Source organism: Paenibacillus sp. FSL M7-0656, from assembly GCF_038003225.1.
GTDB lineage: Bacteria > Bacillota > Bacilli > Paenibacillales > Paenibacillaceae > Paenibacillus > Paenibacillus amylolyticus.
Genome location: NZ_JBBOOT010000001.1, coordinates 2,061,275 through 2,084,058, shown reverse-complemented (window position 1 = coordinate 2,084,058; position 22,784 = coordinate 2,061,275). Strand labels below are relative to the sequence as shown.

Here is a 22,784-nt window from a genome sequence, read left to right as displayed (position 1 = left end):
TTCCTATACAAATGAGCAAAAGTATAGTAAATTTAATAGTTGGAAAAAGAAAAATAGATAAAGAGTAATACCTTTAAAATCGGAGGAAACCCAAAATGCGTAAAACGAAAATTGTATGTACCATCGGTCCATCCAGTGAATCTCTGGAGAACACCAAAAAATTGATTATGGCCGGTATGAATGTGGCCCGTCTGAACTTCTCCCACGGTGATTTCGATGAGCACGGCGGACGGATCATTGCGATTCGCCAAGCATGCGAAGAATTGAACAAAACAGTAGCGATCCTGCTGGACACCAAAGGACCGGAAATTCGGACAGGTAAACTCGAAGTTGAACCGATCGAATTGGTTCAAGACGAGTACATCACTTTGACAACAGAAGAAATTCTGGGAACCAAAGAACGTCTTTCCATTACGTATACAGATCTTCCGAATGATGTTGAACCGGGATCTACAATTCTGATCGACGACGGTCTGATCGGACTGACTGTGGTGGAAGTGCAAGGCACCGAGATCAAATGCCGTATCGTTAACGGCGGATCGATCAAAAGCAAAAAAGGTGTTAACGTTCCGGGCGTTGCCATTTCTCTACCGGGTATCACCGAAAAAGACGCTAACGATATCGTATTTGGTATCGAACAAGGTGTCGATTTCATCGCGGCTTCTTTTGTACGTAAAGCAAGTGACGTACTTGAGATTCGTGAATTGCTTGAAAAACACAATGCTGGACATATCCAAATCATCTCCAAAATCGAAAACCAACAAGGTGTCGATAACCTCGACGAAATCCTTGAAGTGTCTGACGGCCTGATGGTTGCTCGTGGAGACCTGGGTGTTGAGATTCCTGCGGAAGAAGTACCATTGGTACAAAAACGCATGATCCAAAAATGTAACGTTGCAGGTAAACCGGTTATCACAGCTACACAAATGCTGGATTCCATGCAGCGTAACCCGCGTCCAACACGTGCGGAAGCAAGTGACGTGGCGAATGCGATCTTCGACGGTACGGACGCAATCATGTTGTCCGGTGAGACAGCTGCGGGTAAATACCCAGTTGAATCTGTTCTGACCATGTCCCGTATTGCTGAAAAAGCAGAATCTGCTCTGCCATACCAAGAGTTGTACCTGAAACAACGTGTTGCTCAACAAACAACAGTTACAGAAGCAATCAGCCAATCGGTTGCTCTTCAAGCTCAAGATTTGAACGCAAAAGCGATCATTACTTCGACTGAATCAGGACATACTGCACGCATGATTTCCAAGTATCGTCCAGAATCTCCAATCATCGCTGTGACAACGGAAGACAGAACTTCCCGTCGTTTGGCTCTGGCTTGGGGTGTAACTCCTGTCAAAGGAAGACTGGTTGATTCCACGGATGCTTTGTTCGAGAATGCAATTGAAGGCGGCGTAAAATCCGGACTTGTTAAAGAAGGAGACCTGGTTGTGATCACAGCAGGTGTACCTTTGGGTCGTTCCGGTTCTACCAACCTGATTAAAGTAAGCCAAATTCCAAACAACGCTTAATAGCGTCTTGGATGGAGAAGCAACAGGAAAGAAGCAATGGGGCTTTATTGTCCCGTTGCTTTTTTTCCATCTTATTGACACTTTACAACGAGGTAACACGTATGAATGATAGAGCGAAGGAGGCCGATAACGTGCGAGAACAGAGCAATGGTAACTGGTATGCGGCACGTCTTCGTGTACGCTATCAAGAAAGTGACCAGATGGGCGTGGTCTACCACGCGAACTATTTGAATTGGTTTGAAATCGGTCGAACTGAGATGATTCGCCAAATGGGGTATACATATCGTAAAATGGAGGAACAGGGGTTACTGCTTCCCGTAACCGGACTGGATGTGAAGTATCACAAGCCTGCCCGATATGATAATGAGATTATCATTTTCACCCGTATTGCTGCATTTAGTGGTCTGCGACTGAATTATGAGTATGACGTAAGACGCATGTCTGAAGAACCTGATGAGCATATGGCGATTGGAGAACGGGTATGGTCAACTGATGAATCACTCCCCGGTGAACGGCTAGTTACAGGTTCTACACAGCATGTATGGGTGAATGGGGACTGGAAGCCAGTTCGGCTGGATAAGGCAGCCTCTGAGTTATACAGCGCGCTTGAAAAGGTGTGGCTTTCGGGAAAGGGGTAATACGTCAATGCGAAAATGGATGTGGGCTTTACTCTTAATCATTCCGGTGATTGAATTATTTGGTTTTGTTCTGATGAGTGACTGGATCGGAGCCGGAAAGACATTGCTTCTCATGATTCTCACGTCCTTGATTGGTATAGCAATGTTGCAGTTTGAAGGGCGAAAAGTACTTGTGGACGCCAAATCCGAGATGGAGCGTGGCAAGGTACCTGGAAGAAAAATGGTCGATGGTCTTTTTATTTTTGTCGGTGGTTTCTTGCTTTTGATTCCAGGCTTTGTGACGGATCTGATCGGGTTCACACTGGTATTTCCATTAACACGTCCGGTGTACCGTCTGTTCTTCCTGGGGTGGCTGGAGAAAAAAATGAAAAGTGGCAAAATTACGTTTTATCGTCGTCCGAAATGAAACACCAGTTGTTATGCAAAATGGAAAAGGCTCCGCTCAGCAGATGATTTCTGTTGAACGAAGCCTTTTTCTATTTTCCTGGGTGCTCATAAGGTCATGCCTCATCGGACACGTCCGTTGATGATATACGTTCTGAGGTCGCGTAATACGTTAGCCCGATTGAACGCATCGAGAATCACGAGACTGACAGGGCCAATAATCAAGCCCAGAACACCGAACAACTTCAAACCCACAAACATGCCAACCAGCGTGGCGAGTGGGTCGAGCCCTACACTGCTTGCAAGTACCTTCGGTTCAATAATCTGACGGGCGATCAATAAGATCAAATAGATAATACTAATCCCAATGCCCAGATACAGATCCCCATTCATAAAGAGGTACGCTGCCCAAGGCACCATGATAAGGCCAACACCCAGATAAGGAAGCAGATCGACCAAACCAATCATCAGAGCGATGGTGAAGGCTGAATTGACTTGCAATATAAGCAGTCCAATCATGACGAATAGTGCTGTAATCGAGATCATGATCAATTGTGCTCTTGCGTATCCGAACAGTGCCTTCTTAAGGTCGGTCCAGATGTCGGATATCGGCTTGCGAATGGAAGAGGGTACCCATCCCGATACGGTGATGTTGTGCCTGGTCCAGCTTTTGCTAATGAAGAATGTAGACAACAGAACAACGATTAATACCGCGCCCATGTTCGGCAGGGAAGTCAGCAGACTCAGAATCATGTTGAAAAATCCGGTGACCAGATCTGTGACGGCTGTACCTACCGTTTCAGTTGTTTTACTAATATTGCTGTTGATGGTTTCCTGGTAGTTGGGATTTTCCTTGTAAAATTCATTGATCTGCGCAGTCAAACTTTGAATGGTGTCATTCTGGGTCCAGCGCACAAACGTGTCCTTGATTTCATCAACATGAAGATCAAAGCTTGTCGTAAGTGAAATGACTTCTTTTACCATGCGGGTAATCGCCGCAGACAGCACCACCGCAATGGCTCCAAAATAAAGGATCAATGAAAGAGTCACAGCCAGCCAGCGCGGGAATCGTGCTCGATGCTGAAGCAGTTTCACTAAAGGATTCATGGCATAGGCGATAATCCAAGCAATCGCAAAAGGGTACAAAAGCGGGAACAGCAAGTATATGGCAACGGCGATCAGAACGGCCGCAATGATAACCCATAAGCCACGGAGCAGGCGTTTCATTATTATTCTATCCAAGCATCAACTCTCCTTATTTCAATTAAGCCGACCTATGTATGATCCATGAAGCAGTATTAGAAATAGATGGCTATCTTAATTAATATAGAGCATTTACAAGGTTTTGAAACGCCGGGATGTTACCAGATCTTGTTCAAAAGCGGATTTTTGAACAAGATCTACGGGATTCTTTCTTTTGCCTAGAGTATGCCTTAGTATTACAGAATATAGCAATAGAAAGTTCTCATACGACAGGATTGGTTAAAAAACATTAAATGTCAACCTTGTTTTTGTAAAGGCTTTCAAAAATGCTTTATCGGACCGATAAAGAAGTTTGATGTGCGAATGAACTCTCATCATGTTCACATAAACGACAAAATCCAGTATGATGTTATAAGTAAATACCGATTGACAGATAGGAAAACCGTAGTTTGAAATATTTGTTAATTTTAAAATGAAAATGTTTACAAAAAGAGAATAGGTGCATTTTGGCACTTATATGACACTCTGGAATGGTTCCTGATTTCGCTTATTAAAGGAGAGATGTAATATGACAGCTACCAAAGGTCTGGAAGGCATCGTTGCGACAACCTCTTCGATCAGTTCTATTGTAGACGGTGTGCTCACATACCGTGGTTACGATATCGACGATTTGGCTGAACATGCCAGCTTTGAAGAAGTTGCCTATTTGTTGTGGTTTGGTAAATTGCCAACAACGGATGAACTGAAATCCCTTCGTAAAAGCCTGAGCGATTACGCGCCGATTCCGAGCGAGTTGATTGCACAAATCCAATTGTATCCGAAAAACGTCAGTACCATGGCAGCACTTCGTTCCGCTGTCTCTGCACTTGCACTGTACGACGAGCAAGCGGATGAGATGACAACGGAAGCGAATGAGAACAAAGCGGTTAAGTTGCAAGCACAGTTGCCAACGATTGTGTCAGCCATCGCCCGTATCCGTCAGGGCAAAGAACCTGTGGCACCAAAAGAAGGCGCTTCCATCGCAGAGAACTTTTTATATATGATGACTGGTGAAGAACCATCCGAGACCGCAGTGAAAGCATTGGATCAAGCCCTTGTCCTGCATGCGGATCACGAGTTAAACGCTTCGACATTTGCAGCCCGTGTAACGGTTGCTACGCTGTCGGATATCTATTCCGGTGTAACTTCCGCCATTGGCGCACTGAAGGGACCACTGCATGGCGGTGCTAATGAAGCCGTTATGAAAATGTTGAATGAGATCGGTACGCCTGATCGTCTTGAAGCGGCAATTCAGGAAAAACTGAATAATCGTGAAAAGATCATGGGTTTTGGACATCGGGTGTACAAAAACGGTGATCCACGCGCCAAACATCTACAGAAGATGTCCAAGGAACTTGGCGAGATGAACAATGATACGCGTTTGTATGATATGTCTGTGAAGATCGAGGAACTGGTAACAGGACAAAAAGGACTGAAGCCTAACGTAGACTTCTATTCTGCTTCTGTATATACCCAACTGGAGATCGAACAGGAATTGTTCACTCCGATCTTTGCCATCAGCCGGGTGTCTGGATGGACTGCGCATATTTTGGAACAGCTTGCGGACAATCGCATCATTCGTCCACGTGCGGAGTACACTGGTCCTACAGAACAGAAATACGTTTCTATTGAACTTCGCTAATAGCCGCAAAAACAGTATAATAATATGGACGAGGTGAAGGGTTGGAAAGCAGAGGCTTTACTGGCTTAAGCTCTCAGGACCCTTCTCTCAACAAGACTAGTGGTATGATGAATACTGCATATACGAAACCTAGGAGGAATTTTAACTATGAAATTAGAAAAATTTGCTCACCCAACTGAAGGCGAAAAAATCCAAATTGATAACGGTACACTTCAAGTACCTAGTAATCCAATCATTCCATTTATCGAAGGTGACGGTACAGGCCGTGATATCTGGAAAGCTTCCAAACGTGTATTGGATGCAGCTGTTGAAAAAGCTTATGATGGCAACAAAAAAATCGCATGGTATGAAGTGTTTGCTGGACAAAAAGCATTCGATACATACGGTGAGTGGTTGCCGAATGATACACTGGAAGCCATTCGTGAGTATATCGTAGCGATCAAAGGACCATTGACTACGCCAATCGGTGGCGGTATCCGTTCCCTGAACGTTGCCCTGCGTCAAGAGCTTGACCTGTACACTTGCTTGCGTCCTGTTCGTTATTTCGACGGTGTACCTTCTCCGGTTAAACGTCCTGAGTTGGTAGACATGGTCATTTTCCGTGAGAATACGGAAGATATCTATGCAGGAATCGAGTATGCTGAAGGTTCTGAAGAAGTGAAAAAAGTGATCCAGTTCCTGCAACAGGAGATGGGTGCTAACAAAATCCGTTTCCCTGAGACTTCCGGTATTGGTATCAAACCAGTTTCTTCCGAAGGTTCGAAACGTCTGGTACGTGCAGCAGTGCAGTACGCAATTGACCATAACCGTAAGACGGTTACATTGGTACACAAAGGTAATATCATGAAATTCACAGAAGGTGCCTTCAAAAACTGGGGATATGAAGTGGCTGAAGAAGAGTTCGCTGACAAAGTATTCACATGGGCACAATATGACATCATCAAAGAAAACGAAGGTACAGATGCAGCGAATGCAGCACAAAAAGCTGCTGAAGATGCTGGTAAAATCATCGTAAAAGATGCGATTGCCGATATCGCTCTGCAACAAGTATTGACTCGTCCAGGCGAATTTGATGTTATCGCAACATTGAACCTGAACGGTGACTATCTGTCCGATGCACTTGCAGCGCAAGTTGGCGGAATTGGTATCGCTCCTGGAGCGAACATCAACTACGTAACAGGACATGCTATCTTCGAAGCAACTCACGGTACTGCACCTAAATACGCGGACAAAGATGTCGTGAACCCTGGTTCCGTTATTCTGTCCGGAGTAATGTTGCTTGAGCACTTGGGATGGCAAGAAGCAGCTAACCTGATCTACAAAGGTATGGAAACATCCATTAACAATAAAACAGTAACGTATGACTTTGCACGTCTGATGGACGGCGCTACTGAAGTGAAATGTTCTGAATTCGCGGATCAAATCATTAAAAACCTGTAAGGGGAGATGTGAATCTTGACTATTCAGCGCAAAAAAATCACAGTAGTCGGCGCCGGTTTTACCGGTGCTACGACCGCATTAATGCTTGCCCAAAAAGAACTCGGGGATGTTGTGCTGGTTGATATTCCTCAACTGGAGAACCCGACGAAGGGGAAAGCACTCGATATGATGGAAGCAAGTCCTGTTCAAGGATTTGACAGTCATATCGTCGGTACTTCCAACTACGAAGATACTGCAGGTTCTGAGATTGTAATCATCACCGCTGGTATCGCCCGTAAACCGGGTATGAGCCGCGACGATCTGGTCAATACGAATGCGGGTATCGTGAAGTCCGTTTGTGAAAATGTGAAAAAATATTGCCCTGATTCCATCGTCATTATTCTAAGCAACCCGGTGGATGCGATGACTTATGCAGCTTATCAGACCCTTGGTTTTCCTAAAAACCGTGTTATCGGTCAGTCAGGTGTTCTGGATACAGCACGTTATTGTACCTTCATTGCGCAAGAGTTGAATGTATCTGTTGAAGATGTTCGTGGATTCGTTCTTGGCGGCCACGGAGACGACATGGTGCCACTCGTTCGTTATTCGAGTGTAGGTGGTATTCCGATCGATACGTTGATTCCGGCAGACCGCATTGAGTCCATTGTTCAACGCACACGTGTTGGCGGAGGCGAGATTGTGAATTTGCTGGGTAACGGCAGTGCCTATTATGCACCAGCAGCTTCGCTTGTTCAGATGACCGAAGCGATTTTGAAGGACAAGAAACGTATCATTCCAGTGATCGCTTATCTTGAAGGTGAATATGGCTATAATGATCTGTTCCTCGGTGTACCAACCATTTTGGGTGGGAACGGCATTGAGAAAATATTCGAACTTGACCTGACTGCGGAAGAAAAAGCAGGGTTGGATAAATCGGCTGATTCGGTTCGCAACGTCATTTCGGTAGTAAACCTGTAAGTTTGAAAACTTTTTGAACAGAAGCTAAAAGAAAACCTCCGGTAAACCCGGAGGTTTTCTTTTCTTTGGATAAGTTCCCCAGTATAATGGGATGTGATGTATAGCACACCGAAAATGTTGAGGAGGATGAAAATTTTGACAATGATTATGTATTTGCTCCATATTGTTGGAGCACTGGCGATGGGATTCTATTTGATTCTGCCATTTGTGGTCGGTAAAATCCGTACTTTGAATGCCGCAGCACAAGAGGGAGCCTTTGCATCACTTCGTTCTTTGAACAAAGTCGCGCAGTATGGACTTGTAATCCAACTTCTTACTGGTGGTTACCTGATGACCAAAGGTGAGTATTCTCATGTCTGGATGGCTGTCGTTGTTGTTCTGCTCTTGGCTATTGCGGCTATTGGAGGAATCATGGGTAAACCGCTGCGACTCGCTGCAGAAGGTGTGAAAAACAAACGTGATGTGGGTCCTGAGCAAAGCAAGATCCGTATGTTCAGTACACTTCTGGCTGTATTCTTGCTAATCATGGTGTACCTGATGGTGAATAATCAGGTGATCTAAATGCGTTGCGGACGGTTAATCCACCTTACGAAGATGTATTGTTAGTCGTTGGTTAAGCGTTTGCAGACGTACTTAGGACAAGCGGGATGAGATGTAAGATGGTGTTTCGTTGGAACAAACAAAAAATAGACAGCCTCATTGGCTGTCTATTTTTTGTTATTATCAAGATAAAATCAGTAGTCCTCGGTTTATTTGAACTGAAACTAGAGGGAATCACTACCATACACATAACAGCATGCATATTCCATCAGACGCGATCTACATTGATTAGGTTGTACTCACAGTATACGCCCGCACTGCATTTCGACCATTACGCTTGGATTCGTACAAGGCAGTATCAGCATCGCGTAACAAGGACTCCAGCGAATCTGACCCTCCATTGTACTGGGCAATACCAAAGCTTGAGGTGAGCGTAATAGGCACTCCCTTAACATCCAGGGGGTCATTCAACAAGGCAACTCTCAGTTGTTCGGCAAGTTTCTCGGCTTCTTGAAGCGAGGTATTCGGAAGAGCGATGACAAACTCTTCTCCTCCATAACGGGCAAATAACATCTCAGGGCTTAAATATCGATTACAGACAGAGACCACATGAATGATGGCCTGATCGCCAACATCATGCCCGTACGTATCGTTGATACGTTTAAAGTAATCAATATCAAATAAAATGAATGAAACAGGTTGCGGGTTAAGCTGAGCTTCACTCAAAATCTCCCGTCCTCTATGCAAAAATTGAGTGCGATTATAGATTTTGGTCAGACCATCAAAATAAGCCAGTTGTTTCAGCTGTTCTTGCAAAAAGCGTTGTTCCGTTATATCGATTAACATAATTAGACTGCCCACAGTCTGTGCATCCTTGTTATACACGTAAGATGTCCTGACCTGATAACAGACGGTCTCTCCATTTAACTGCCAGTACAGATCGGTTTGCAATCCTTCTCTTCCGTATTCAACGGGAAACGTCTTTCCAGCAAGATTAAGCCAGATATCATCCAAGGGTTGGCCAATCATGGTTGTATTAAGCTCTGGCAACATGTCACGCAGAGATCTGTTGTAATCGACCAGTCGATTGAAACTATCCAGTACAATAACACCTTCACGCATACTCTCGAAAATACTGTCTTTGGCGATGGGTACGATGGTCAGTAGACGGGAGGATAGAATGGCCCAGATATACATGGCAGATGTGATACACATGAGCACGGGGACGGGGTCCATCCCGCCGGGGGTCAAACCAAGCAAATACAGAAAAGCTGCGACCATAGGAATAATCTGTGAAGTAATGAGAGTAAGTAATTGACGACGATACATCTTTTTGGTGTGTCTCCATTGTCCTATCAAAATGAGGCAGGCACATAACAGACAGGAGAAGGTGAATGCACCATGTACAACATACCATTGGCCCACTGCGATATCCATCAGAGGAACGGGACTATCTTCTCTCAGCCATACTTTTTTATAAAATAGATGATGAAAGTCATTGGTTGCAACCATACCTAGTGTAATGGAAGGGATTACAAACAGCGAGGCAGTTACCTTTTTGGATAACGTTTTTCCAGTGTACTTTATCATCAACATGAGGCCAAGAGATGCGGAGAAGGGCATGCCTATATACTCCACGGTGGTCCAAAACATCATCTGCTCCAGCGTGTTGCTGGCTAGCTCAATCGCATAACCAAAAGTATATATGGAGAGTGCTGCTGTGTAGAGAATGAATATTTTGGAACTGGGAATCTCGGATCTTCTGAAATAGGTATATAAACACAAAAAGACATTCAGCACAGCTGAAGTAGCTACGAGTGTTATATATGTATTAATATGCGATTCCATTGTCAGGTCTCCATGTTAGGTTAGAATGATTAAACCAATAAAAATGAAAGTTAAAGCACATCAGTATACTGTACATTGTACATCAGCCCAAGCAGCATAGGAATACACTTTGTATCATGAAACAGTCTAATTTCGAATAAATTTCGAATTTTGGCAAAACAGGCATTAAAGCAAATCGGTTGTTTGATATCCAAAGAGAGTGGTAAATAACGATTAGAGACAGCACGCTGAGGCTTGAGTTGCTGTTGATCACAGAAGAATAATCTGGACTGTTACTGCCATCCTACAGAATGAGACTTTTTTCAGAGAACGAAAGACAAGGAAGTGTGCAGTTATGTCCATGTCTTCTGTAATCCAAATATGTTCACATTTTGAGAGGAGAATGTTAGATGTCAACTACACCACAAAATCAAAAAACAATGCCAGCGCAGCATCAGGATCAACGTCCCGGAATCGAATCAGAGATGCATCCCAGACCGGAATTTGAGAAGCCTGAATACAAGGCAGCAGGTAAACTGACGGGTAAGGTGGCGCTTATTACAGGGGGTGACAGCGGAATTGGACGTGCTGTTGCTGTTACGTATGCCAAGGAAGGCGCGGATGTTGCCATTGTATACCTTAGCGAGCACGAAGATGCCAAGGAAACGAAGCGTCAGGTCGAACAGGAAGGACGCAAGTGCATCTTGATTGCAGGTGACATTGGTGATGATGCCTTTGCGAAGAAATCGGTTCAGCAGACAGTAGATGAACTGGGCAAACTGGACATTGTCGTGAATAACGCAGCAGAACAGCATCCACAGCAGAATTTGGAGGATATTACACCAGAACAGCTGGAGCGTACATTCCGCACCAATATCTTTGGCATGTTCTATGTGACGCAGGCAGCCCTGCCACATCTGAAGAAGGGCAGTACGATTATTAATACAACTTCCATCACAGCCTATCGCGGCAGCCCGACTCTGCTTGACTATTCATCTACCAAAGGAGCAATTACTTCGTTCACTCGTTCGCTATCGATGAATGTGATTGAGAAGGGAATTCGTGTTAATGCCGTTGCACCAGGGCCGATCTGGACACCACTCATTCCATCCACATTTGATGAGAAAAAAGTAAGTGAGTTCGGCGCAACGCAGCCAATGAAGCGGCCAGGACAACCGGATGAACTGGCTCCCGCCTATGTATATCTAGCTTCTGATGATTCTTCGTATGTAAGCGGACAGGTGATACATGTGAATGGCGGCGAAGTGGTGAACGGATAATACGTTAAGAACGTTTAGACTCAGGATAGGATTAATTTGATTATATAGAGAGGCGTATCGCTTTCAGCATGGCTGAGCGGTGTGCCTTTTTGATATCAGGTGAATATGTATGTCAAAGATGCGGTTTAGCACCTGTTTACAAAAGTCGGCATCTCTGTTGATACAACTATGATATTTTATTATTAGCCTTGTCTGACTGCAGTTAAATAGCGTATTGCACAGTACTGACCGAAAGGATTGGGAGTCCCCTAATCTGTGATATGATAGATTGAGCAATTATACTCGGAGGGACAAGTCATATGAAAATGAGCAAACAGAATGCAGCACATTATATATGGGGTGCACAGTGCGACGGTTGGCATCTCGTTCAAAATGAAACACTGAGCATTATTCATGAACGAATGCCCGCAGGAACGGCTGAAATACGACATTATCATTCGGTAAGCCGTCAGATTTTTTTCATCCTCAGCGGTGAAGCGTGTATGGAACTTAATGGAGAGAAGTTTGTGCTGGAAACCCATGAAGGAATAGAGATTGCACCCGGAATGCCGCATCAGATGATGAATCAGAGCAACGAGGAAGTGGAGTTTCTCGTAATTTCCAATCCGGGTACCCGTGGGGACCGAATTGAACTGGATTCAATGTAGAGCAATTCATTAGATATTAATCTGATCATAAAGGAAGAGATAGATGAGACCGTTCCGAATTCGCCTTGCCATCATTATGATGGTGCTGATCGGCGTATCCGTCATTGTGGCTGGATATACGATGGGCAGAGTGTTTAAGACTACGCATATAGCCGCATTGGAGCAAACCATGGTGCGCGAGATTAATTTGCTCAAAGCAACTTTTCCATTCCATGATGCAAGTGATCCAACCTCGGAAGCCACACGAAAGTATTATTCAGATCGGGCGCTGGAATTGGATCGTCTAACGGATTCCCGGGTAACTTTCATCAATAAAGACGGCATGGTCATCGGGGATTCCGAGAGTGACCCGGCATCCATGGATAATCACTTGAACCGTGAGGAGGTTAAGGGTGCCGTCGGAGATGGATACGGGCAATCCATACGTTACAGTGAGACATTGGGACAAGACATGCTGTATGTAGCACTACCTGTGAATTCGGATCAAAGTGACATGATTGAAATACCTAGCGGCAAATTTGATGGCTACATTCGTCTATCCATGAGTCTACAGGCTGTGGATCAAGGGCTTCAGCGTGGTTGGATGATTATGTTTGCTGCACTTGGACTATTGTTCTTAATTGTCGCGTTTGTCAGTTATCGGGTTGCACGTGGATTAACCTCCCCGATTGAGCATATTACAAAAGTGGCCCATCGGATCACCAAGCTGGAATACGATGCCAGAGTTGATGTAACGCGTAGAGATGAGATCGGACAGCTAGGGCTTGCGATAAACGGAATGGCAGACAGCTTGCAGTCTCAACTGAAGACGATTCGTGACAATGAAGCGTTGTTACAGAGTGTCCTCGCGAACATGACCGGAGGAATTGTCATGATCGACGCAGGGCAATCCATTGCACTGGTCAATCGGGAAGCGGAGCGTATGCTTGGTATTCAGGCAGGAAAGGTTACGGGTAAACCTTTTACTGAATTGAAAAGACACTACGAATTAACTCGTACCATTGAAGAGAGTGTTGCATTGAAAGAACGGATGCATGAAGAAGTGAGTGTGTTCAACCCGGAGGAAAAATTGATCCGTATTGATGGAGTACCGATGTCCGAAGATGATGGTGGGTATCGAGGCATGTTGTTCCTGTTGCAGGACGTGACGGCGATTCGCCGATTGGAGTCCATGCGCAGTGAGTTTGTTGCAAATGTCTCTCATGAGCTCAAGACACCAGTCGCTGCGGTCAAAGGCTTTGCTGAAACGTTGCTCAGTGGCGGGGTACAGGATAAGGAGACAGAGCGATCATTCCTGAAAATCATCTATGATGAAGGAGATCGACTGAACCGATTAATCGGGGATATTCTGGAGTTATCCAAAATTGAATCGAAACGCGCACCGCTGCAATGCTCACCTGTTCATGTACACTCTTTCTTCGAAATGGTGCTGGGCACCTTGTCCAAGGTGGCGGAGAAAAAGCAAATTCGTCTGGAAATGCATGTTCCGGAGGAACTGTACATTGAAGCGGATGAGGACAAGATGAAGCAGATTTTCATCAATCTGTTATCCAACGGCATCAACTATACCCCCGATGGTGGACGAGTGAAGTTACAGGTGACGATGGATAACGATGATGAAGTTGTCTTTGCGGTGTCAGATACAGGCATTGGCATACCGAAAAAAGATTTGCCGCGAATCTTCGAACGGTTCTATCGTGTTGATAAAGGCAGATCCCGTAATTCAGGGGGCACAGGCCTTGGACTTTCCATCGTTAAACATCTGGTGGAATTGCATCATGGCAAATTGTCTGTAGAGAGTGAATTGGGCATGGGGACAACGTTCCGTGTGATCCTTCCTTTCATTCAGGAAGAAGAGATGTAGGCGTCTGGTTAGGGCGTGTCTCAAAATTCGCTGAAGTGCATCTTTTACCGCCTTTTCGCCCCCTGCTGCGTCACTTTCCCTTGACGTGCCCCGGCACGCCTGCGGAAAACTTCCTAGCTTGGAACGAAAATTCGGAAAAATCTGCTTCCTTCAGAATTTTCAGACACGCCCTATCAAAATGTAAAAAGTGTGTATTGTTTTACACCGCGTTAACAAATTAGTGCTATGATAGAAAAAGTGTTGTGGCAACAGACAACCTATGAAGAGAGAAGGGGTATCATGGCACAGCGTTTACTAGTTATTGAAGATGAACCTACATTATCAAGATTACTCACGTATAACCTGACACAGGAAGGTTATGACGTTACGGCAGAGGATCACGGATCTGCAGGATATGATCGGGCCTTGTCCCAGGAATTTGATCTCATTTTGCTGGATTTGATGCTTCCGGGCATGAATGGTCTGGACATTCTGAGCAAGTTAAGAATACAGGGTGTTAGTACACCGGTTATCATTCTGACGGCCAAGAACGGTGAAGCCGAGGTTGTACAGGGACTGAAATCAGGTGCCGATGATTATATTACCAAACCGTTTGGTGTATCTGAGTTATTAGCCCGAGTGGATGCGGTATTAAGACGTTATTCCAATGGTGAAGATTTACCACAGCTTGAGGACAAGGATGGCTCACGAATTATTCTGGGAGAGCTGGAGATTTATCCTCTGAAATATGAAGTGACACTGGGTGGACAATCCATCAGTCTGCGTCCGAAAGAGTTCGAAGTACTTCTATATTTGGCCAAAAAGCCGGGTGTGGTACTGACAAGGGATGATCTGATGAACGCTGTGTGGGGCTTCGATTATATCGGAGGTCAACGAACCGTGGACGTTCACGTCAGTTCATTACGTAAAAAGCTGGAGCTGGACCCGGAATCGGTTCACATTGATTCGATTCGTGGTGTAGGTTATAAATTGGTTGTCAAAAGAAAAACTCCCCATCATTCAAGTTAGCAATGATCGGGGAGTTTTATTTTACGTTCATTTAACATAAAGGAAGATTTTTCTTTACGTAGAGGGAGTAGCATGGACTTATCTGAGTGATACTTTGTACCTACATAACCCACCTCAAGACGGAGGTATTACGTAAAGGAGATTGCGCATTTATGCCCATGTTGCTCGAAGTGAAACCTGACCAGCCTCATGTTGTTTTACATAATGAAGAATTAACAACATCCGAACAGCAGCATCATGAAGTAAAGGTGGTTGCTGAAGAACCTGTAATCCATTTACATGACTATTATCGTCAAGTACCTGTCGCCGGAGTCCATACCACCTGTGGAGAAGCAGCCACGATGATGAATCAGGATCAGGAACACCCATGTATCGTATTGTGTGATGAGCAGATGAAACCCACTGGATTGTTAATGCGAGAGACGTTATATCGGATGTTAAATGGCCGTTTTGCCGCAGATCTATTCTACCGTAAGCCGGTCATACAAGTAGTGAATACATCTCCGGTTATAGCAGATATTCATATGGAAGCCGCAACGATTATTGATATCGCACTTGGACGGAATGAACAGCATTTCTACGATTGTCTGCTGGTTACGGACCAAGGCAGACTGCTTGGTGTGCTAACGATGCGAGACGTAATGTCGCTATCTCGCAGATTACAACAGGCTGTTACGGAAGAGCGCATACGTACAGTAACCGAGAGCAGACAGGAGATATCCAGAATCAATAATGCGGTCACCAAGCTGGTGAATGCAGCGAATCAGACCGTTCATGAGGCCCGTGAGATCATGGCATTGTCCAAGCAGGGCGAAGAGAGTTTGAAGCACGTTGATGCTTCCTATAACCGGGTACATCAGCATATGGAAAGTCAAGGTCAACATGCGGATCACATGCTGAATTCGATCAAAACAGGCTCAGGCATGGCACAATCCATTCGCTCCCTGGCAGATCAAAGTGGTCTCCTCGCCCTGAATGCTTCCATTGAAGCAGCTCATGCCGGTGAATATGGACGAGGTTTTCAGATTGTTGCAGGCGAGATTCGAGCGCTCGCAAAACAGACCCGTGAGGTTGCGGGGAACATGTCTTCATTGCTAGAGAATATTGGTGGATTGACCCTTCAGACTGTTGAACTGGTTAAGGCAAGCGGAGCGGAGATTGACGACAGTTCGGTGCATGTCACCGCAGGAGGAGCAACGTTCCGACAACTGAACAGTGCGGTGAGAGATTTGTCTCGTATAGCAGAGGAGATCGCCATGGAAGGCGGGAAAGCTGGAGAAGTTGCAGAGCACATTCGTACGAAGCTGGATGAGATGGTTACGAATAGTGAGTAATATAAAGTAGTCAATAAGGCAGGCATCAGCAATCAGATTGATCCATCAAGCAGATCATGAAGGTTAAGGATGTCTTTTTTACATTCCGTTAACATGAAAGTGATACTGTTTTTACAATGAAAGGGTAGGATATTAAAGATGGCCGAGCAGCGATGAAAGATTATCACTATCGGTCTCAACGTAAAGGGAGTTTCCGTGTCCCTGCAGCGAAGGAGAAGTGAACATCCATGAAGGACCTCATTCACATTGAAAATCTTAATTTATATTATGATACGCATCACGCGCTTAAAAATATATCGATGGATCTGCCGGAAAAAACCGTTACTGCGTTCATCGGGCCGTCAGGTTGTGGTAAATCGACATTGCTTCGCACGTTAAACCGGATGAATGACATGATTCCGGGTGTTCGTGTGGAAGGACAGGTTATGCTGAACGGCTCCGATATCTACAGTAATGAGATTGAAGTGGAGACACTGCGCAAACGAGTTGGCATGGTGTTCCAACAACCGAACCCTTTTCCAAAATCCATATACGATAACGTGGCTTATGGACCTCGCTTGCACGGGGTAACCCAAAAGGCTGAACTGGATCAGTTGGTGGAACAAAGTCTTGTCCATGCTGCATTGTGGGATGAAGTGAAGGATGTATTGAAAAAGTCGGCACTTAGTTTGTCTGGTGGACAACAACAGCGTCTCTGTATTGCACGGGCGCTGGCTGTACAGCCTGACGTTCTGCTGATGGATGAAGCAACGTCTGCACTCGACCCGATCTCCACATTGAAGATTGAGGAACTGGTGAAGGAATTGCATCACAAGTACACGATCGTTATGGTTACCCACAATATGCACCAAGCGGCACGGGTATCTGGACGCACGGTATTTTTCCTGAATGGTGAAGTGGTGGAGGCAGCTGATACGGAGACGTTATTCTCCACACCGCAAGATTCCCGAACCGAGGATTATATATCTGGAAGGTTCGGTTAAGCGAGCTGAATTGGAATGATCCCGGCATACCCGGAGATGATGGATAAGGAGGACATGAAATCTATGATTCGCAGAAAAGAATTTGATCAGGAGCTTGAAGAGCTGCGTACCTTGCTCAAACAAATGGGTGAACATGTAGGAGCAGCATTGGATGGTGCTATTGAGAGTTTACAAACGATGAACGCGGAGAAAGCTCAGGTCATCATCAAGAATGATGCGAATCTGAATGCCCTTGAAGACAAAATTATGGAACTTGGCTCCAAACTGATCATCACACAACAGCCGGTGGCAAAGGATCTCAGACGTATTATCGTGGCATTCAAAATCTCCAGTGATCTGGAGCGTATGGGAGATCTTGCGCTCGACGTGGCGAAGGTGACACTCCGTATGGATGGACAGAAGCTAATTAAACCTTTGGTGGATATCCCGCAAATGGCAGAAATCGTGAAATCCATGATTGATGAATCCATCGAATCTTTCCTGAAAGAAAACACAGACCTGGCCTACAAAATGGCTCAGACAGACGATCAGGTCGATCAACTGTACAGCCACATGATCAGTGATCTCTACACGTTAATGTCAGAGCATCCTAATCAGGCTTCTCAGGCTATGCTGCTGATGATGGTTGGACGTTACATTGAACGAATTGGCGATCATGCAACCAACATTGGTGAGAGCACGGTATACCTGGTGACAGGTAAACGTCCGGATCTGAATCAATAGAAGAGCATTGCTTTGGAATTGGGGAATCAGTACTGATTAAGTGATGCAATCATATGAATGGAAAAGGACTTTCTCTCAGGTAGGCAGTGTACAGCTGTCTGTGGAGAAGGTTCTTTTTTTGCGATTAAATGTGAAGTGAAAGAGGCTATTCTTTTTGATGTGACAGGTGGGTATGGTATCATGAGAGTAGATGTAATTTGAAGAGGTTGACCATATAATACGCGAGGTGCTGGAATGGACAAGTTTATTCTCATAGATGGAAATAGCATTATTTACAGGGCGTTTTTTGCAATGCCGCCTCTGACCAACTCGAAAGGTCTGCATACCAATGCGGTATATGGCTTCACTACGATGCTGCTGAGATTGCTTGAAGAGCATAAACCTACACATGTCATGGTTGCATTTGATGCAGGCAAAATCACGTTCCGCCACGAAGGGTATCAGGAATACAAGGGTGGACGGGAGAAAACACCACCAGAGTTGTCAGAGCAATTCCCTTTGCTCAAAGAACTGCTGAAAGGACTTGGCATTGCTCAGTTTGAGCTCGCTGGATTTGAAGCGGATGACATCATCGGAACGTTAACCAAACGCGCAGATGAAGCGGGTAGACAGGTGCTCGTTGTATCGGGTGACAAAGATATGCTGCAGCTTGCTTCCGAACATGTACATATCGGGCTGACGCGTAAAGGGGTAACCGATATTGAGCTGTATGATCCTGCTCAGATTAAGGAGCGTTATGGCCTGACGCCGTTGCAAATCATTGATCTCAAGGGTCTGATGGGCGATGCGTCCGATAACATTCCGGGGATTCCAGGGGTTGGAGAGAAAACAGCGTTGAAGCTGCTGCACCAGTTCGGATCGGTAGAGAATGTGCTGAACGGCACAAGTGAACTGAAAGGCAAGATGAAAGAAAAGATCGAGGCCCATGCCGAAGATGCCCGGATGAGCAAACAACTCGCGACGATTCACCGGGAAGTTCCGCTGGAGCAGACGTGGGAGGATATGCAATTCGCGGGATTAAAAGAAGAACATGCTGGCCCTGCACTAGCTAAGCTGGAATTCAAATCTTTGCTCGAACGCCTGTCGTTCAGTGGTAGCATCGGTTCTGAACAGGAAGCGGTCCCTGCTGCCGAAGTTGAATCCTCCATTGCAACAGAGGACAACATCAGTGAGCTGTTCAGTTCCCTCGATTCCATTGATGTACTCCACGTGGAGACACATGGGGATAACCCGCACCAAGCGAAATTGATTGGACTTGCTGTAGGTTCCGCTGGAACGTATACGTTCATATCTCCTGAATTGCTTCATTCCGAGGCTGCGGCTCCAGTGCGGGCATGGCTTGGTAATTCAGACCAGCCAAAGCGGGGTTATGATCTTCATCGTGTAGACCTGGCCCTGCATGCGCATGGCATTGAATTTGCTGGTGCGTCATTTGATGTACAACTGGCAGCGTATTTGCTTGATCCAACCGAATCCAACCAGACGATTAGTGGACTCACGACCAAGTATGGTCTGCCGTCACTTGTGGAGGATGACACGGTTATGGGCAAAGGGGCCAAGTACAAGGTACCGGAAGTGGAGATCTTGGGTGATTTCCTATGCCGCAAAGCTGCTGCAGTAGCAGCCATTATTCCACTTCAGGAGCAGGTGTTGGAAACGGATGAGATGAATTCACTGTTCCATGAACTGGAGATGCCGTTGTCACGTATATTGGCAGACATGGAGAAACAGGGCATCAAGGCCAATACAGCCGATCTACAGGCTTTAGGCAGTGAGTTTGAAGAACAGATCAGCAGGTTGATGGCTGAGATTTACAAGCTGTCAGGAACGGAATTTAATCTGAATTCACCAAAGCAACTGGGTGAGATTTTATTTGATAGACTGGGCTTGCCAGTGGTGAAGAAAACAAAAACGGGTTATTCCACAGATGCGGAAGTATTGGAGAAATTGGCTCCTTATAATGATGTGGTCAAGCATATTCTGCAATATCGTCAGCTTGCCAAGCTGCAATCCACTTATGTAGAAGGATTGCTCAAAGAGATATCCAATCGGGATGGCAAGGTGCATACGTATTATCGTCAGACCATTGCTGCAACGGGACGACTTAGCAGTCAATTCCCGAACTTGCAGAACATTCCGATTCGGATGGAAGAAGGTCGCAAAATCCGGAAGGTATTTGTTCCTTCCGAACCTGGATGGTCCATTTTGGCAGCAGACTATTCCCAGATTGAACTGCGTGTACTAGCCCACATTTCGGACGATGAGCGCTTGAAGGAAGCATTTGTCAATGATATGGATATTCATACAAAGACCGCTTCGGATGTATTCGGCGTGAAGCCTGAGGATGTGGATGGGGATATGCGTCGTTCCGCCAAGGCAGTTAACTTTGGTATCGTGTATGGAATAAGTGATTATGGCTTATCACAAAACCTGCATATTACGCGTAAAGAGGCCGCGCAGTTTATAGATCAGTATTTTGAAGTATTCCAGGGTGTGCGCCGATATATGGATGATATTGTGAAGGAAGCTCGCCAGGATGGTTACGTCAAAACGTTGTTGGAACGTCGTCGCTACCTGCCAGAGATTAATGCCAGTAACTTCAACCTGCGTTCTTTCGCAGAGCGTACGGCGATGAATACACCGATTCAGGGAACAGCGGCAGATATCATCAAGCTGGCCATGGTACAGATGGATGAAGCGCTACGGGAACGCAAGTTGAAGAGCCGTATGTTGCTTCAGGTGCACGATGAACTTGTATTCGAAGTGCCTGCGGATGAATTGGAATTGATGAAGGAATTAGTGCCTTCTGTCATGGAAAAAGCATTGGAACTGTCGGTTCCGCTGAAAGCAGAAGTCAGCTTTGGTGATAACTGGTACGAAGCGAAATAAATCAAGTGTTGCGCGGTTTTTCCGGTATTTTACAATAGGCCCTTCCATGTTTGAGATATAAGAAAAGGGTCCCGCTGAGCGCCATCTTCCGTTATAATATAGGGGAGGTGAGAACATCATGCCGGAATTACCGGAAGTCGAAACAGTCAGAAGAACATTGAATCAACTTATTGTGGGCAAAACGATTGATCATGTTACCGTTAGCTTGCCGCGGATTATTCAGCGGCCGGACGACATAGATGCATTTGCAATGGAACTCGCGGGACATACCGTCATTGGGGTGGAGCGCCGCGGCAAGTTTTTGCGTATTTTGCTGGACGGGCTGGTGCTTGTCTCCCATCTGCGGATGGAAGGAAGATACGGTGTGTACGAGCAGCATGAAGATGTGGAGAAACATACACATGTGATCTTCCATTTTAATGATGGTACGGAATTGCGTTATAAGGATGTGCGTCAATTTGGTACGATGCATCTGTTCAATGCAGGTGAGGAACTGGTGTCCAAACCTCTGCTGAAGCTGGGACTGGAGCCACTTGATCCAGCCTTTACGGTAACTGCATTCCGCGAGGCGGTTGGCAAGCGTACAACCAAAATCAAGGCTGTACTTTTAAATCAGGCATATGTGGTTGGTATCGGGAATATTTATGTGGACGAGGCTCTATTTCGCGCAGGTATCCATCCCGAGACCATCGCCAAGACACTGACCGAAGCTCAGTTAACGGTGCTCCATGAAGCGATTGTGGCTACGTTGCAAGATGCAGTGAATGCAGGTGGATCTTCCATCAAGTCCTATGTGAATGGACAGGGTGAGATGGGGATGTTCCAGCATCAACTGAAAATCTATGGACGCAAATCAGAACCTTGTACAACTTGTGGTACGTTAATTGAAAAAACGGTGGTTGGTGGCCGTGGAACACATTTTTGTCCGAACTGTCAGCTGCTGTAACATGAACTGAATGAACGAAATGATGAAATCATAGCACCCTTGGATTCCTCCCTCCATATACTGATATGGCAGAAATAAGCGGGCGTATACCCATACTGGCATCTTCAGTTGGCACGAGTACCGCACAGAGGAGGAGTCCGGGGTGCTGCATCATTTTATTTCATTGCTGGCGCTTGCTTTGGCGCTTAGTTTAGATGGTTTTGGAGTCGGGATTACATATGGGTTACGGAGGACTAAGATTCCCCTGTTATCTATCGCTGTTATTTCGATCTGTTCGGGATTGGTTATTGCCTTGTCGATGCAAGTAGGTGTGTTGTTGTCCCATGTGGTGTCACCGGATATCGCTTCGATCGTGGGAGCCGTTATATTGATAGGTATTGGTGCATGGTCACTGTTGCAACTAATTCGAAAGCAAGGCAAAGAACAGCTGGAAACAGACACTGGAATGGGTGAGGCAGCAGAAGCAAAGGTAACTGGAGTGGGAGAAGCACAAGAGAGACTGTCGGCTTCAAAGGGCAGGAATCAGGTGCTCGCACTGGATCTGGAGCAGTCGGCTTCAAATGGATCACTGGAACGAATGGTATTTACACTGGAGCTACGCAAGCTGGGCGTTGTCATTCAGATCCTTCGCAGTCCCTCCAAGGCGGATATGGATAACTCGGGGAGTATATCTGCTCAAGAAGCGATGTGGCTGGGTATTGCCCTGTCTCTGGATGCGTTTGGAGCAGGTTTGGGAGCGGCACTTCTGGGATTCCCTACACTATGGACAGCACTCATTATTGCACTGTTTAGTGGGGCTTTTCTGTCACTCGGCATGAAGGTTGGCCTACGATTCTCAGCTCTGCGCTGGATGCGAAGACTGTCTGTATTGCCAGCGCTATTGTTAATGATTATGGGAATAATGAAGTTGTTATGAG

General features: G+C 45.6%; 19 protein-coding genes. 17 read left to right on the top strand and 2 right to left on the bottom strand.

The genetic code is table 11. The features are described from left to right. Positions 1–95: 95 nt before the first annotated feature. The 3 genes from pyk (at position 96) to MHI01_RS08950 (ending at position 2,567) form a co-directional block, all read left to right on the top strand. Positions 96–1,523: a pyruvate kinase gene (pyk, locus tag MHI01_RS08960; protein WP_017689492.1), complete on the top strand. Its 1,428-nt coding sequence runs from the start codon at positions 96–98 to the stop codon at positions 1,521–1,523. 101 nt (positions 1,524–1,624) lie between these two features. Beyond that, positions 1,625–2,161, top strand: coding sequence for an acyl-CoA thioesterase (locus tag MHI01_RS08955; RefSeq protein WP_340982963.1), 537 nt, complete (start codon positions 1,625–1,627; stop codon positions 2,159–2,161). 7 nt (positions 2,162–2,168) lie between these two features. Next, positions 2,169–2,567 carry an FxsA family protein gene (locus MHI01_RS08950; protein WP_036669966.1) on the top strand — a complete coding sequence of 133 codons (399 nt, stop codon included), beginning with the start codon at positions 2,169–2,171 and terminating at the stop codon, positions 2,565–2,567. A gap of 101 nt (positions 2,568–2,668) precedes the next feature. Here the strand turns inward: MHI01_RS08950 and ytvI are convergent, their stop codons facing one another. Next, positions 2,669–3,787: a sporulation integral membrane protein YtvI gene (gene ytvI / locus MHI01_RS08945; protein ID WP_036609832.1), complete on the bottom strand. Its 1,119-nt coding sequence runs from the start codon at positions 3,785–3,787 to the stop codon at positions 2,669–2,671. Positions 3,788–4,316: 529 nt separating this feature from the next. Between ytvI and citZ the strand changes: the two genes are divergently transcribed. The 4 genes from citZ to MHI01_RS08925 all read left to right on the top strand — a co-directional run bounded on the left by citZ (position 4,317) and on the right by MHI01_RS08925 (position 8,387). Beyond that, positions 4,317–5,429: a citrate synthase gene (gene citZ / locus MHI01_RS08940; RefSeq protein ID WP_340982962.1), complete on the top strand. Its 1,113-nt coding sequence runs from the start codon at positions 4,317–4,319 to the stop codon at positions 5,427–5,429. Positions 5,430–5,576: 147 nt separating this feature from the next. Further along, positions 5,577–6,869, top strand: a complete 1,293-nt coding sequence (icd, locus tag MHI01_RS08935) for an NADP-dependent isocitrate dehydrogenase (protein ID WP_036609828.1) — start codon at positions 5,577–5,579, stop codon at positions 6,867–6,869. 15 nt (positions 6,870–6,884) lie between these two features. Next, complete coding sequence (gene mdh / locus MHI01_RS08930) at positions 6,885–7,826, top strand: malate dehydrogenase (RefSeq protein ID WP_036609827.1); 942 nt, start codon at positions 6,885–6,887, stop codon at positions 7,824–7,826. Between the two features lie 135 nt (positions 7,827–7,961). Then, the gene (locus tag MHI01_RS08925; protein ID WP_017689485.1) at positions 7,962–8,387 is read left to right on the top strand and encodes a hypothetical protein; all 426 of its coding nucleotides are present in this window, start codon (positions 7,962–7,964) and stop codon (positions 8,385–8,387) included. A 267-nt stretch (positions 8,388–8,654) separates the two neighbouring features. On the opposite strand, the gene MHI01_RS08920 is transcribed toward MHI01_RS08925, so the two are convergent. After that, positions 8,655–10,214, bottom strand: a complete 1,560-nt coding sequence (locus MHI01_RS08920; protein WP_340982961.1) for a histidine kinase N-terminal 7TM domain-containing diguanylate cyclase — start codon at positions 10,212–10,214, stop codon at positions 8,655–8,657. Positions 10,215–10,603: 389 nt separating this feature from the next. Here MHI01_RS08920 and MHI01_RS08915 point away from each other — a divergent pair, with 389 nt between their 5' ends. The 10 genes from MHI01_RS08915 (at position 10,604) to MHI01_RS08870 (ending at position 22,783) form a co-directional block, all read left to right on the top strand. Further along, on the top strand, positions 10,604–11,473 hold the full coding sequence (locus MHI01_RS08915; RefSeq protein WP_076209096.1) for an SDR family oxidoreductase: 870 nt from the start codon (positions 10,604–10,606) through the stop codon (positions 11,471–11,473). A 299-nt stretch (positions 11,474–11,772) separates the two neighbouring features. Further along, positions 11,773–12,120, top strand: coding sequence for a cupin domain-containing protein (locus MHI01_RS08910; RefSeq protein WP_340982960.1), 348 nt, complete (start codon positions 11,773–11,775; stop codon positions 12,118–12,120). A 43-nt stretch (positions 12,121–12,163) separates the two neighbouring features. Beyond that, positions 12,164–13,984 carry a two-component system histidine kinase PnpS gene (pnpS, locus tag MHI01_RS08905; protein ID WP_340982959.1) on the top strand — a complete coding sequence of 607 codons (1,821 nt, stop codon included), beginning with the start codon at positions 12,164–12,166 and terminating at the stop codon, positions 13,982–13,984. 279 nt (positions 13,985–14,263) lie between these two features. Then, entirely contained in the window at positions 14,264–14,992 is a 729-nt protein-coding gene (locus MHI01_RS08900) for a response regulator transcription factor (RefSeq protein WP_036609823.1), read from the top strand. Between the two features lie 152 nt (positions 14,993–15,144). Beyond that, positions 15,145–16,326: a methyl-accepting chemotaxis protein gene (locus MHI01_RS08895; protein WP_340982958.1), complete on the top strand. Its 1,182-nt coding sequence runs from the start codon at positions 15,145–15,147 to the stop codon at positions 16,324–16,326. Between the two features lie 227 nt (positions 16,327–16,553). Then, positions 16,554–17,309, top strand: a complete 756-nt coding sequence (gene pstB / locus MHI01_RS08890) for a phosphate ABC transporter ATP-binding protein PstB (protein WP_036609821.1) — start codon at positions 16,554–16,556, stop codon at positions 17,307–17,309. A gap of 63 nt (positions 17,310–17,372) precedes the next feature. Beyond that, a complete protein-coding gene (phoU, locus tag MHI01_RS08885; protein WP_036609819.1) occupies positions 17,373–18,032 on the top strand; it encodes a phosphate signaling complex protein PhoU in 660 nt (219 codons plus the stop codon). A gap of 234 nt (positions 18,033–18,266) precedes the next feature. Next, the gene (polA, locus tag MHI01_RS08880) at positions 18,267–20,921 is read left to right on the top strand and encodes a DNA polymerase I (protein WP_340982957.1); all 2,655 of its coding nucleotides are present in this window, start codon (positions 18,267–18,269) and stop codon (positions 20,919–20,921) included. Positions 20,922–21,039: 118 nt separating this feature from the next. Beyond that, complete coding sequence (gene mutM / locus MHI01_RS08875; protein ID WP_036669994.1) at positions 21,040–21,867, top strand: DNA-formamidopyrimidine glycosylase; 828 nt, start codon at positions 21,040–21,042, stop codon at positions 21,865–21,867. Between the two features lie 142 nt (positions 21,868–22,009). Next, the gene (locus tag MHI01_RS08870; protein WP_445255470.1) at positions 22,010–22,783 is read left to right on the top strand and encodes a manganese efflux pump; all 774 of its coding nucleotides are present in this window, start codon (positions 22,010–22,012) and stop codon (positions 22,781–22,783) included. Position 22,784: the final 1 nt, after the last annotated feature.

Bases quoted from the DNA above. Each gene is read 5' to 3' on its own strand.
- pyk (WP_017689492.1), top strand. From the start codon at position 96: ATGCGTAAAACGAAAATTGTATGTACCATCGGTCCATCCAGTGAATCT.
- MHI01_RS08955 (WP_340982963.1), top strand. From the start codon at position 1,625: ATGAATGATAGAGCGAAGGAGGCCGATAACGTGCGAGAACAGAGCAAT.
- MHI01_RS08950 (WP_036669966.1), top strand. From the start codon at position 2,169: ATGCGAAAATGGATGTGGGCTTTACTCTTAATCATTCCGGTGATTGAA.
- citZ (WP_340982962.1), top strand. From the start codon at position 4,317: ATGACAGCTACCAAAGGTCTGGAAGGCATCGTTGCGACAACCTCTTCG.
- icd (WP_036609828.1), top strand. From the start codon at position 5,577: ATGAAATTAGAAAAATTTGCTCACCCAACTGAAGGCGAAAAAATCCAA.
- MHI01_RS08920 (WP_340982961.1), bottom strand. From the start codon at position 10,214: ATGGAATCGCATATTAATACATATATAACACTCGTAGCTACTTCAGCT.
- MHI01_RS08915 (WP_076209096.1), top strand. From the start codon at position 10,604: ATGTCAACTACACCACAAAATCAAAAAACAATGCCAGCGCAGCATCAG.
- MHI01_RS08910 (WP_340982960.1), top strand. From the start codon at position 11,773: ATGAAAATGAGCAAACAGAATGCAGCACATTATATATGGGGTGCACAG.
- pnpS (WP_340982959.1), top strand. From the start codon at position 12,164: ATGAGACCGTTCCGAATTCGCCTTGCCATCATTATGATGGTGCTGATC.
- MHI01_RS08900 (WP_036609823.1), top strand. From the start codon at position 14,264: ATGGCACAGCGTTTACTAGTTATTGAAGATGAACCTACATTATCAAGA.
- MHI01_RS08895 (WP_340982958.1), top strand. From the start codon at position 15,145: ATGCCCATGTTGCTCGAAGTGAAACCTGACCAGCCTCATGTTGTTTTA.
- pstB (WP_036609821.1), top strand. From the start codon at position 16,554: ATGAAGGACCTCATTCACATTGAAAATCTTAATTTATATTATGATACG.
- phoU (WP_036609819.1), top strand. From the start codon at position 17,373: ATGATTCGCAGAAAAGAATTTGATCAGGAGCTTGAAGAGCTGCGTACC.
- polA (WP_340982957.1), top strand. From the start codon at position 18,267: ATGGACAAGTTTATTCTCATAGATGGAAATAGCATTATTTACAGGGCG.
- mutM (WP_036669994.1), top strand. From the start codon at position 21,040: ATGCCGGAATTACCGGAAGTCGAAACAGTCAGAAGAACATTGAATCAA.